Source organism: Streptomyces sp. NBC_01320, from assembly GCF_035974375.1.
GTDB lineage: Bacteria > Actinomycetota > Actinomycetes > Streptomycetales > Streptomycetaceae > Streptomyces > Streptomyces yanii.
This window is the reverse complement of sequence record NZ_CP108390.1, coordinates 2838998-2850654: the sequence shown is the minus strand read 5'-3', so window position 1 is coordinate 2850654 and position 11657 is coordinate 2838998. Positions and strand designations below refer to the sequence as shown.

The 11657-nt window shown below is 70.7% G+C and carries 10 protein-coding genes and 1 pseudogene; 9 read left to right on the top strand and 2 right to left on the bottom strand.

Features of this window, described 5'->3' with window-relative positions:
- Positions 1-91 precede the first annotated feature (91 nt).
- Positions 92-769 carry an endonuclease V gene (locus OG395_RS13345; protein ID WP_327243111.1) on the top strand — a complete coding sequence of 226 codons (678 nt, stop codon included), beginning with the start codon at positions 92-94 and terminating at the stop codon, positions 767-769.
- 81 nt (positions 770-850) lie between these two features.
- The gene (mmpA, locus tag OG395_RS13340; protein WP_327243110.1) at positions 851-994 is read left to right on the top strand and encodes a morphogenic membrane protein MmpA; all 144 of its coding nucleotides are present in this window, start codon (positions 851-853) and stop codon (positions 992-994) included.
- 45 nt (positions 995-1039) lie between these two features.
- Here mmpA and OG395_RS13335 read toward each other — a convergent pair whose 3' ends face one another.
- Entirely contained in the window at positions 1040-2230 is a 1191-nt protein-coding gene (locus OG395_RS13335; protein ID WP_327243109.1) for a saccharopine dehydrogenase family protein, read from the bottom strand.
- Between the two features lie 204 nt (positions 2231-2434).
- Between OG395_RS13335 and OG395_RS13330 the strand changes: the two genes are divergently transcribed.
- From OG395_RS13330 to thrS, 6 genes and pseudogenes are all read left to right on the top strand, one after another.
- Positions 2435-3577, top strand: coding sequence for a CaiB/BaiF CoA transferase family protein (locus OG395_RS13330; protein ID WP_327243108.1), 1143 nt, complete (start codon positions 2435-2437; stop codon positions 3575-3577).
- A pseudogene (locus tag OG395_RS13325) lies at positions 3577-3873 on the top strand (LLM class flavin-dependent oxidoreductase); the annotation flags it as partial. The gene OG395_RS13330 and the pseudogene OG395_RS13325, both read left to right, overlap by 1 nt.
- Positions 3874-3937: 64 nt before the next feature.
- A complete protein-coding gene (locus OG395_RS13320) occupies positions 3938-5080 on the top strand; it encodes an acyl-CoA dehydrogenase family protein (protein ID WP_327243107.1) in 1143 nt (380 codons plus the stop codon).
- A gap of 35 nt (positions 5081-5115) precedes the next feature.
- The gene (locus OG395_RS13315; RefSeq protein WP_327243106.1) at positions 5116-6330 is read left to right on the top strand and encodes an acetyl-CoA C-acetyltransferase; all 1215 of its coding nucleotides are present in this window, start codon (positions 5116-5118) and stop codon (positions 6328-6330) included.
- Between the two features lie 38 nt (positions 6331-6368).
- Entirely contained in the window at positions 6369-8540 is a 2172-nt protein-coding gene (locus OG395_RS13310) for a 3-hydroxyacyl-CoA dehydrogenase NAD-binding domain-containing protein (protein WP_327243105.1), read from the top strand.
- A gap of 140 nt (positions 8541-8680) precedes the next feature.
- Positions 8681-10006, top strand: coding sequence for a threonine--tRNA ligase (gene thrS / locus OG395_RS13305; protein WP_327243104.1), 1326 nt, complete (start codon positions 8681-8683; stop codon positions 10004-10006).
- Positions 10007-10047: 41 nt separating this feature from the next.
- Here thrS and OG395_RS13300 read toward each other — a convergent pair whose 3' ends face one another.
- Complete coding sequence (locus tag OG395_RS13300; protein WP_327243103.1) at positions 10048-10779, bottom strand: MerR family transcriptional regulator; 732 nt, start codon at positions 10777-10779, stop codon at positions 10048-10050.
- A gap of 329 nt (positions 10780-11108) precedes the next feature.
- Between OG395_RS13300 and OG395_RS58310 the strand changes: the two genes are divergently transcribed.
- Positions 11109-11618, top strand: a complete 510-nt coding sequence (locus OG395_RS58310; protein ID WP_442818552.1) for a hypothetical protein — start codon at positions 11109-11111, stop codon at positions 11616-11618.
- Positions 11619-11657: the final 39 nt, after the last annotated feature.

The following is an 11657-nucleotide window of genomic DNA, read 5'->3' as shown; positions in this document are numbered from 1 at the left end:
CGCTTCGGCTCAGTAAACCGACAGCAGCTCGCAACCCTACCGAGGCCTCATCGAGGGAGGTGCGGACGGGACTTCTAAGCTGGAAGGCACTATGACGACGCTCCGCACCCCGGCCGACGCAGCCGAAGCCCGCGCCATCCAGGACACCCTCCGCGCCCGCGTGGTGCTGGACGAGCCGGGACCGCCGCCCGGCACCGGACGGGTGACCGGTGTGGACGTCGCCTACGACGACGAGCGCGACCTCGTCGTTGCGGCTGCGGTCGTGCTCGACGCGGCCACCCTCAATGTCGTCGCCGAGGCCACCGCCACCGGCCGGGTGACCTTCCCGTACATCCCGGGGCTGCTCGCCTTCCGGGAGATACCGACCGTGTTGGCCGCGCTGGAATCCCTCCCGGTCGACCCCGGCCTCGTCGTCTGCGACGGCTATGGCAGGGCGCACCCGCGCCGGTTCGGGCTCGCCAGCCACCTCGGAGTCCTCACCGGACTCCCGGTCATCGGCGTCGCCAAGAACCCGTTCACCTTCACGTACGAACAGCCGGGCCCCCGGCGCGGCGACTTCTCCCCGCTCGTCGACGGGGACGAGGAGGTGGGCAGGGCGCTGCGCACCCAGGACGGCACCAAGCCGGTGTACGTGTCCGTCGGCCACCGGACCGGTGTGGACAATGCCTGCGCGCACACACTCCTGCTGGCCAGGGACTTCCGCCAGCCGGAGACCACCCGCAGGGCCGACGCACTCTGCAGGCGGGTCCTCCGGGACGCGACCGTCTGAGCGTCCGACGGCGCCCGCGTCCGAGTATCTGAGTAGGTGTACGGATACCACTTGCCGATCATGAACGGCACGCTGGTGCGTATGACCGATCATCGAACGTCCACACGTGCCGGAACCGTCTACGTCGCCCAGCGGCGCGTCGCCATAGGGATGACTCTCGGGGTCCTTGCCGGGGTCGTCTGGACCGTCTCGATGATCTGTACGCTCGTGTCCTGGATGTTCTGACGCCGGGACGGCCTGCCGGATGCGGCCGTTCCGGCGTGAATCCGCTCAGCGCGTCGCCGCGACCCGGAAGCGCAGCCCGGCCTCGCGCAGCCGCTCCAGCAGTGCGTCGCCCATCGCGACGGCCGTGGTGACCTGCCCGGATGTCGGCGGGAGTTCGTCCAGGGCGAGGCAGAGCGCGGACTGGGCGAGTATCTTCGCCGTCTCGTCGTAGCCGGGGTCGCCGCCGGAGACCTCCGTGAAGACCCGGCGTCCGCCGCCTTCGCCGACGAACCGGACCGTGAACCAGCTCCGCTTCCGGCGCTCCGCGTCCGGGCCCTCACCCGGCTTGTACCGGTCCATCAGCCAGCTGCGCGCGGCGGGCAGCTGCGCGGCGCCCACGAGGGCGCCGATCGCGGCCGTGCCGCCCAGGGCCATCGGCAGTGTCTTCACCGAGGCGAAGTGGCGGTAGCGGAAGTCTGGGCCGTACCGCGCGAGCGCCCGCGCCGAGCGCTCGATGACCTGCGGGTCCAGTGTCGGCAGGGGCAGTGCCCAGGTGCCGGTCTCGGCGCTGAAGTGCGGGGTGCCGAAGCGGGCGCGGGCGCGGCGTCCGACCAGGCGCGGTTCGTGCAGCCGGCGCTCCTGCGCGGCGCGCAGCATCTGCGGGCCGCGGCCCATGGCGGTGAGTGCCGAGGCGAACGTGCCGCCGGAGAAGACGGCGTTGCTTCGGACGAACCCGTCGATGGTCAGCGGCACGTCCTGCGGCAGTTGCTGGACGGTGAAGTAGACACCGAGGTCGTGCGGTACGGAGTCGAAGCCGCAGGCGTGCACGAGCCGCGCCCCGGTCTCGCGGGCCCGCGCATCGTGCTCCAGGAACATCCGGTCGACGAACTCCGCCTCGCCGGTCAGGTCCGTGTAGTCCGTTCCTGCCTCCGCGCAGGCGGCGACCAGCTGCTCGCCGTACCAGACGTAGGGGCCCACGGTGGTGGCCACCACGTGGGTGGATTCGGCGAGTGCGCGCAGTGAACCGGGGTCGTCGGCGTCGGCGTGCAGCAGCGGAAGGTCCGCGCAGCGCGGATCGATGGCGGCCAGGCGTTCGCGCAGCTTCTGCAGCTTGGCCGGGCTGCGGCCGGCCAGCGCCCAGCGGCAGCCGTCGGGTGCGTGGGCGGCGAGATATTCGGCGGTGAGGACACCCACGAAGCCGGTGGCGCCGAAGAGGACTATGTCATAGGGGCGTTGTGCCCCGTTCTGCCTGTTCACGAGTGCCTCCGCAGGGGCCGGCGCCGATGTAGCAGGCAGAGGTTAGCGGAGGGGTTCGTGGCGGTGTGCAGTCGGGCGGCGCTCGTGGGGGAGGATCCTCGAGAAGGAACTAAGCGCTTGCTCGGCCAAAAGGGTTGTGCGGAGCGCGGAGCATTCTTAGCATCGTCGCTGTTACATCAGTTGTGTCACACCGCTGGGGGTTCGATGGCAACGACAGAGCACGGCCCGCTCGCGGGTGTGCGCGTGGTCGAGCTGGCGGGTATCGGCCCTGGCCCGTTCGCCGCGATGCTGCTGGCCGACCTCGGCGCCGACGTCGTCAGGGTCGACCGGCCCGGCGGCGCGGGGCTCGGCATCGACCCCGCGTACGACCTCACCAACCGCAACAAACGCTCGGTACTCGTCGACCTCAAGGCCGAGGACGGCCCGGACCGCGTCCTGGATCTGGTCGAACGCGCCGACATCCTGATCGAGGGCTACCGGCCGGGCGTCGCCGAGCGCCTCGGCGTCGGCCCCGACGCCTGCCTGGCCCGCAACCCGCGGATCGTGTACGGGCGGATGACCGGCTGGGGCCAGGACGGACCGCTCGCCGAACGGGCAGGGCACGACATCGCGTACATCGCCCTCACCGGCACCCTCTCCATGATCGGCAAGCCCGGCGAGCCGCCCACCGTCCCCGCCAATCTGGTCGGCGACTACGCGGGCGGCTCGCTCTACCTCGTCGTCGGCGTCCTCGCAGCCCTCCAGCACGCCCGGACCCCCGGCGGCACGGGCCAGGTCGTGGACGCGGCGATCGTCGACGGCGCCGCCCATCTCGCCACGATGATCCACGGGATGCTGGCGGCCGGCGGCTGGCAGGACCGGCGCGGCTCCAACCTCCTGGACGGCGGCTGCCCGTTCTACGGGTCGTACGAGACCTCCGACGGCCAGTACATGGCGGTCGGCCCGCTGGAGCAGCAGTTCTACGACGAGTTCAGCAAGCTCCTCGGCATCGAGGACCGGGCCCCGGACCGCAGCGATCTCACCCGCTGGGATGAGCTGCGCAGGGTCGTCGCCGACCGGTTCAGGACCCGGACACGCGCGGAGTGGACCGAGGTCTTCGAATCCACGGATGCCTGCGTGGCCCCGGTCCTCTCGCTCCGCGAGGCCCCGCACCACCCGCACCTCGCCGCCCGCTCCACCTTCGTCGAGCACGCCGGCCTCACCCAGCCCGCCCCCGCACCCCGCTTCTCCGCCACCCCGGTCTCCGTACGCAGCGGACCCGCGCAGCCCGGCGCGGACACCGAGGGCGTCGCCCGGGACTGGGCCGTACCGAGCATCCACCGGTCCCGGAAGGACGCCACCGCCTGATGGAACTCTCCCTGCCGCTGAACCACGCCGGTGACCCGCGCGAGGCCTGCGACCAGGTCGCAGCGCTGGAGTCCGCAGGACTCGACGCCGTCTGGGTCGCGGAGGCGTACGGCTTCGACTCGCCCACCCTCATGGGTTATCCGGCCGCGCGTACCGAACGTATGAAGATCGGTGCGGCAATCCTCAACGTCTGCTCCCGCACTCCCGTCCTGATCGCCCGGACCGGCGCCGGACTCGACGCGATCTCCGGCGGCCGGGCGCTGCTCGGGTCGGGCGTCACCATGCTCAACGTCATCCCGGTCGGTCCCGCCCCGGCCCGGCTGATCTCCACCGTCAAGAACTGGCTCTAGGGGGCCCGCAGTGCAGCGGCAGATCTTCACCGAGGAGCACGACGCGTTCCGCGAGACCGTCCGGACCTTCCTGACCAAGGAAGTCCTCCCGCACTACGAGCAGTGGGAGAAGGACGGCATCGTCTCGCGCGAGGCCTGGCTCGCGGCCGGCCGGCAAGGGCTGCTCGGCCTCGCCGTCCCCGAGGAGTACGGGGGCGGCGGCACCACCGACTTCCGCTACAGCGCCGTCCTCGCCGAGGAGTTCACCCGGGCCGGCGCCCCCGGGCTCGCGCTCGGCCTGCACAACGACATCATCGGCCCCTACCTCACCGGCCTCGCCACCGAGGAACAGAAGCGGCGCTGGCTGCCCGGCTTCTGCAGCGGCGAGATCATCACCGCCATCGCGATGACCGAACCCGGCGCCGGTTCCGACCTCCAGGGCATCCGCACCACCGCCGAGGACAAGGGCGACCACTGGCTGCTCAACGGCTCCAAGACGTTCATCTCTAACGGCATCCTCGCCGACCTGGTGATCGTCGTCGCGAAGACCACCGCGGAGGGCGGCGCGAAGGGTCTCTCGCTGATCGTCGTCGAACGCGGTGCGGAGGGCTTCGAGCGGGGCCGCAACCTCGAGAAGATCGGCCAGAAGTCCCAGGACACGGCCGAGCTGTTCTTCAACGACGTCCGCGTCCCCAAGGAGAACCTGCTCGGTGAGCGCGACGGCGCGTTCATCCACCTGATGACCAACCTGGCGCAGGAGCGGATGGGCATAGCGGTCGCCGGCATCGCCGCCGCCGAGTACCTCCTGGAGATCACCACCCAGTACGTCAAGGAGCGCGAGGCCTTCGGGCGGCCGCTCTCCAAGCTCCAGCACATCCGCTTCGAGATTGCCGAGATGGCCACCGAGTGCGCCGTCACCCGGGCCTTCCTCGACCGGTGCATCGTCGACCACTCGGACGGGAAGCTCGACGCCGTGCACGCGTCGATGGCCAAGTGGTGGGCCACCGAACTGCAGAAGCGCGTCGCCGACCGCTGCCTCCAGCTCCACGGCGGCTACGGCTACATGACGGAATACCGGGTCGCCAAGGCGTTCACCGACGGCCGCATCCAGACCATCTACGGCGGCACGACCGAGATCATGAAGGAGATCATCGGCCGCTCGCTGCTCGCCTGACCCCGACGACCGACCACCCTCGAAAGGCTGCTGTCTTGAGTACCGAAGCATTTGTCTACGACGCGATCCGCACCCCGCGCGGCCGCGGCAAGGCCAATGGCGCCCTGCACGGCACCAAGCCGATCGACCTCGTCGTCGGCCTCATCCACGAAATGCGCAACCGCTTCCCGGGCCTGGACCCGGCCGCCATCGACGACATCGTCCTCGGCGTGGTCAGCCCGCTCGGCGACCAGGGCTCCGACATCGCCCGGATCGCCGCCATCGCCGCCGGGCTCCCGGACACGGTGGCGGGCGTCCAGGAGAACCGGTTCTGTGCCTCCGGTCTGGAAGCCGTCAACCTGGCTGCCGCGAAGGTCCGTTCGGGCTGGGAGGACCTGATCCTCGCGGGCGGTGTCGAATCGATGTCCCGGGTGCCGATGGGCTCCGACGGCGGCGCCTGGGCGATGGACCCGATGACCAACTACGAGACCGGCTTCGCCCCGCAGGGCGTCGGCGCCGACCTCATCGCCACCATCGAGGGCTTCTCGCGCCGCGACGTCGACGAGTTCGCCGCACTCTCCCAGGAGCGGGCCGCCGAGGCGTGGAAGGACGGCCGGTTCGCGCGCTCCGTCGTCCCGGTCAAGGACCGCAACGGCCTCGTCGTCCTCGACCACGACGAGCACATGCGCCCCGGTACCACCGCCGACTCGCTGGCCGCGCTCAAGCCCTCGTTCGCCACCATCGGCGAGCTGGGCGGCTTCGACGCCGTGGCACTGCAGAAGTACCACTGGGTCGAGAAGATCGACCACGTCCACCACGCGGGCAACTCCTCCGGCATCGTGGACGGCGCCGCGCTCGTCGCCATCGGCAACAAGGAGACCGGCGAGCGGTACGGACTCACGCCGCGCGCCCGGATCGTCTCCGCCGCGGTCTCCGGCTCCGAGCCGACCATCATGCTGACCGGCCCCGCGCCCGCCACCCGCAAGGCCCTCGCCAAGGCCGGACTCACCATCGACGACATCGACCTCGTCGAGATCAACGAGGCGTTCGCCGGTGTCGTGCTCCGCTTCGCCCGGGACATGGGGCTCTCCCTCGACAAGATCAACGTCAACGGCGGCGCCATCGCGCTCGGCCACCCGCTCGGCGCCACCGGCGCGATGATCCTCGGCACGCTCATCGACGAACTGGAGCGCCGGGACAAGCGGTACGGCCTCGCCACCCTCTGCGTCGGCGGCGGCATGGGCGTCGCCACCGTCATCGAGCGTCTCTGACCGTCCCCGGCCACCCCTTGCTTACGGAGAACACCGCAATGACCGAGAGCACGACCATCCGCTGGGAACAGGACGGGACCGGCGTCGTCACCCTCGTACTCGACGACCCCAACCAGTCCGCCAACACGATGAACCAGGCCTTCAAGGACTCCATCGCGGCCATCGCCGACCGCGCGGAAGCCGAGAGGGACTCCATCCGCGGCATCATCTACACCTCCGCCAAGAAGACCTTCTTCGCGGGCGGCGACCTCAAGGACATGATCAAGGTCGGGCCTTCGCGCGCCCAGGACGCCTTCGACGTCGGCACCGCCATCAAGAACTCACTGCGCCGCATCGAGACCCTCGGCATCCCCGTCGTCGCCGCCATCAACGGCGCGGCCCTCGGCGGTGGTTACGAGATCGCGCTCGCCTCCCACCACCGCATCGCCCTCGACACGCCCGGCTCCCGCATCGGCCTGCCCGAGGTCACCCTCGGCCTGCTGCCCGCGGGCGGCGGCGTCACCCGCACCGTACGCCTCATGGGCGTCGCCGACGCGCTGCTGAAGGTCCTCCTCCAGGGCACCCAGTACACCCCGGAGCGCGCCCTGGAGAACGGTCTCGTCCACGAGGTGGCGGCCACGCCCGAGGAGATGCTCGACAAGGCCCGCGCCTTCATCGACGCCAACCCCGAGTCCCAGCAGCCCTGGGACGTCAAGGGCTACAGGATCCCCGGCGGCACCCCGTCGAACCCGAAGTTCGCGGCCAACCTGCCCGCCTTCCCGGCCAACCTGAAGAAGCAGCTCGCGGGCGCCCCCATGCCGGCGCCCCGCAACATTTTGGCCGCCGCCGTCGAGGGCTCCCAGGTCGACTTCGAGACCGCGCTGACCATCGAGGCCCGGTACTTCACCGAGCTCGTCACCGGCCAGATCTCGAAGAACATGATCCAGGCGTTCTTCTTCGACCTCCAGGCCGTCAACTCCGGCGCCAACCGCCCCAAGGGCATCGAGGAGCGCCAGGTCACGAAGGTCGCCGTCCTCGGCGCCGGGATGATGGGCGCGGGAATCGCGTACTCCTGCGCGCGCGCCGGCATCGAGGTCGTCCTCAAGGACGTCTCCACCGAGGCGGCCGCCAAGGGCAAGGCATACAGCGAGAGGCTGCTCGCCAAGGCGCTCTCCCGGGGCCGCACGACCGAGGCGAAGCGCGACGAGCTGCTGGCCCGCATCACCCCGACCGGCGACCCGGCCGATCTGGCGGGCTGCGACGCCGTCATCGAGGCGGTCTTCGAGGACACCGCGCTCAAGCACAAGGTGTTCCAGGAGATCCAGGACATCATCGAGCCCGACGCGCTGCTCTGCTCCAACACCTCGACCCTGCCGATCACGGTCCTCGCCAAGGGGGTCACGCGCCCCGCCGACTTCATCGGCCTGCACTTCTTCTCGCCCGTCGACAAGATGCCGCTGGTCGAGATCATCAAGGGCGAGCAGACCGGCGACGAGGCCCTGGCGCGCGCCTTCGACCTGGTCCGCCGGATCCAGAAGACGCCGATCGTCGTCAACGACTCGCGCGGCTTCTTCACCTCGCGGGTCATCGGTCAGTTCATCAACGAGGGCGTCGCCATGGTCGGTGAGGGCGTCGAGCCCGCGTCGGTCGAGCAGGCAGCGGCGCAGTCCGGCTACCCGGCCAAGGTCCTCTCGCTGATGGACGAGCTGACGCTGACCCTGCCGCGCAAGATCCGCAACGAGACGAAGCGCGCCGTCGAGGAGGCGGGCGGCACCTGGGCCGGGCATCCTGCGGACGCGGTCATCGACCGGATGGTCGACGAGTTCGGACGTACCGGCCGGAGCGGTGGCGCGGGATTCTACGAGTACGACGAGGACGGCAAGCGGACCCGGCTGTGGCCGGGGCTGCGCGAGCACTTCACGAAGGCCGGCACCGACATCCCCTTCGTCGACATGAAGGAGCGGATGCTCTTCTCCGAGGCCCTGGACAGCGTCCGCTGCCTGGAGGAGAACGTCCTCATCTCCGTCGCCGACGCCAACATCGGCTCCATCATGGGCATCGGCTTCCCACCGTGGACCGGAGGCGTGCTCCAGTACATCAACGGGTACGAGGGCGGCCTGCCCGGCTTCGTGGCGCGCGCCCGGGAACTCGCCGAGAAGTACGGCGACCGGTTCCTGCCGCCCGCGCTGCTGCTGGAGAAGGCCGAGAAGGGCGAGACCTTCCACGACTGACCGGCGGCCCAGCGGGCCACGTACGGCCGGAGGCTGCGGCATCCGCACCCTCCGGCCGGAAAATGCCGGGTGGACAGCGGGACACCCTGCTAGCGTCAGTGCCATGAAGCGCGCTGCTGCCATGACGACGACGCCGGAGAGTGTCCCGGCGCGCTGACAGATGTCTCAGTCCGAAGCCCCGGGGCGAGTGCCCCGGGGCTTCGGCTTGCGGCCACTCGCCCGATGACCGCGAGGAGACCGCCATGCACGACCACCGCAAGCTCGGCCGCGAACTGGCCCTGTTCGACACCGACCCGCTGATCGGTGCGGGACTTCCGTACTGGCTGCCCGACGGCGCGACCGTGCGGCACACCCTGGAGGAGTACATCCGCACCGCTGAGCGGCGGGCCGGCTACCGGCATGTGTACTCACCGGTGCTGGGCAAGCGGGAGCTGTACGAGATCTCCGGGCACTGGTCGCACTACAGCGACGACATGTTCCCGCCGATGGATCTCGGATCGGAGCAGGTCGTCCTGCGGCCGAGTCTCTGCCCCCACCACGCGGTGATCTACCGCTCCCGCTCGCACAGCTACCGCGAGCTCCCGCTGCGCATGGCCGAGCTGGGCGGCATGTACCGCTCCGAACTCTCCGGAGTGCTCGGCGGGCTGACCCGCGTCCGGGCCATCCAGCTGAACGACGCGCACATCTTCTGCACCCTGGACCAGGTCGCCGACGAGGCGCGGGCCGCCCTGGAGATGATCCGCAGTGCCTACGAGGCGCTGGGTATCCGCCCGGCCCGCTACCGGCTCTCCCTCCCCGGTCCCGGCGGCAAGTACGTGGCCGCCCCCGAGAAGTGGCAGCGGTCCACCGCCCTGCTCACCGAGGTACTCGACCGCTCCGGCCTGCCGTACGACTCGGCGGAGGGCGAGGCCGCGTTCTACGGCCCGAAGATCGACGTCCAGGTCACCGATGGTGCGGGCAGGGAATCCACCCTGTCCACCGTCCAGGTCGACTTTCACCAGCCCGAGCAGTTCGACCTGCACTACATCGGCGCGGACGGCGCGAAACACCGGCCGGTCATGATCCACCGCAGCATCATCGGCAGCGTGGAGCGGGCCGTCGCCCACCTCATCGAACAGCACGGGGGCGCCTTCCCCGCCTGGCTCGCCCCGACCCAGCTGGCGATCCTCCCGGTCTCCGAGGCGGAACTGCCGAACGCCGTCGCGCTGGCCGCGCGCTGCACCGAGCGCGGGCTGCGGGCCGAGATCGCCGGGCCGGAACGCGGCACCCTGGGCGCCCGCATCCGGGAGAACCGCCTGGTGCCGTACCAAGCGGTGATCGGAGCGAAGGAAGCCGTCGACGACCACGTCGCCGTACGGCTGCGCGACGGACGCCGCCTCGACCCGCAACCCGCCGACGCCTTCCTCGAACGGATCGGCGCGCTCATCGACGCCCACAGCACCGGACTGTGGGACGACGCCGTGTAACGGGCCGTCCGCCGACAGTGAGCCCCTGTCGCCGACGGGGCTCATTCCGCCGTGAACGCCGCCCGCAGCTCTTCCTTGAGCGACCGCTGGAACGCGGTCACCAGCGCCTGCAGCACCATCGGCTGCATATGGGCCGACAGCGACTTCATCGCCGCCACATGCTCCGGGTCCGACTCCCGCTCCCGGTACGGATTCCACACCTCGTCCCGGAACAGCCGCGTCAGCTCGTGCGCGGCGGAACGGGTGTGCTCCAGCAGCACCGTACGGGCGGCGAGGATCGTCTCGTGCGCGATCGGGACGTCGAGCAGCTCGACGCCGAGACGCAGCAGCCCGGGATCGACCCGGTAGCTCCCGGCCGCCGCCTCCGCACGCTCCAGAACGCCCATCGCGGCCAGCCGGTCGATGTCCCCCTCGGCCAGCGCCCGTCCCGCCCGCCGCTCCAGCTCCGCCCGGGTCGTGTGCTCCGCCGAGTCCGGCGCCCAGGACGCCACCAGCGCCCGGTGGATGGCCAGATCGTGAGCGCTCAGATCGGGCGGCAGCTGCTCCAGATAGCGTTCGATCGCGGCGAGGGTCATGCCCTGGTGCTGAAGCTCCTCGATCAGCGCCAGCCGCGAGAGGTGCTCGTGCCCGTAGTGACCGACCCGGCGCGGTCCGATCACCGGGGGCGGCAGGAGCCCCCGCGTGCCATAGAAACGCACGGTGCGTACGGTGACACCGGCGCGCGCCGCCAGCTCGTCGACGGTGAGCGTCGGCTCCTCGGTCCCGGTCGCCATGTCTGCTCCTCGCTCCTGACCGCTGGGCACTGCTGTCCTCGGTCACGGCTGTACGTGGGCACGGCCGCATCCGTTGCATCAATCCGGTTCAACAGTATTGCTGTCTCACCACTGTTGTGAAAGTGTCCGGCAGCATCGAAGCGCAGTCCCACCCCCCGGTACGGACCCGCACGGTCCGGCCGATGATGCCAGGAGGCGGCCGTGACCACGATCCTGCGACTTCCCGCCGAACCCGGGCAACTCACGCTCCCCGCCCTGCTGCTGCGCAGCGCCGAGGACCATGGTGACCTTCCGGCGCACTCGTGGCGGGCCGACGGTGACGACTCCGGATGGACGACCCTCACCTGGCGCGAGTGCGGCGCAAGACCGCGGTACTCGCCGCCGGATTTGCCCTGCTCACCGGCGCCGGCGTGCCCAACGCCGCCATCGACATGGACTGGCTCTGCCGGACCTGGCCCGCGCCCGCCGACGACCGCTTCAACTTCGCCCTGCTGCTGCGCAATCTGAGGTGCATGGTCGGCAACTACCTCGACGCGGGCGTCACCCGGTTCGTCCTCGCGGGCGTCGTCGAGGACGCGGAGGACCGGAAGCAGTGCGAGAAGGCGGTGGGTGTCGGCCTGTCCGTGTGCCGGCTCCGGGTCGAGCTGCCGGTGGTCCGGCAGCGGCTGTCCCGGCGCCACGCGGACGAGCCCGAGGCGCTGCGGTGGCACCTGGACAGATCGGGGGAGCTGGACGCGATCCTCGACCGGGCCCAGGTGCAGGACTTCACGGTCGACGCCACCCACCACCGCGTCGACGAGGCCGCGGCCATTGTGCTGGGAGCGGCCGGCTGGCGGTGACGGGCGGCACCCTCCTTCCGCACACACAGCGGCCGCCGA

Coding starts and splice junctions, on each gene's coding strand:
- OG395_RS13345 (WP_327243111.1), top strand. CDS start 92: ATGACGACGCTCCGCACCCCGGCCGACGCAGCCGAAGCCCGCGCCATC.
- mmpA (WP_327243110.1), top strand. CDS start 851: ATGACCGATCATCGAACGTCCACACGTGCCGGAACCGTCTACGTCGCC.
- OG395_RS13330 (WP_327243108.1), top strand. CDS start 2,435: ATGGCAACGACAGAGCACGGCCCGCTCGCGGGTGTGCGCGTGGTCGAG.
- OG395_RS13310 (WP_327243105.1), top strand. CDS start 6,369: ATGACCGAGAGCACGACCATCCGCTGGGAACAGGACGGGACCGGCGTC.
- OG395_RS13300 (WP_327243103.1), bottom strand. CDS start 10,779: ATGGCGACCGGGACCGAGGAGCCGACGCTCACCGTCGACGAGCTGGCG.
- OG395_RS58310 (WP_442818552.1), top strand. CDS start 11,109: ATGGACGACCCTCACCTGGCGCGAGTGCGGCGCAAGACCGCGGTACTC.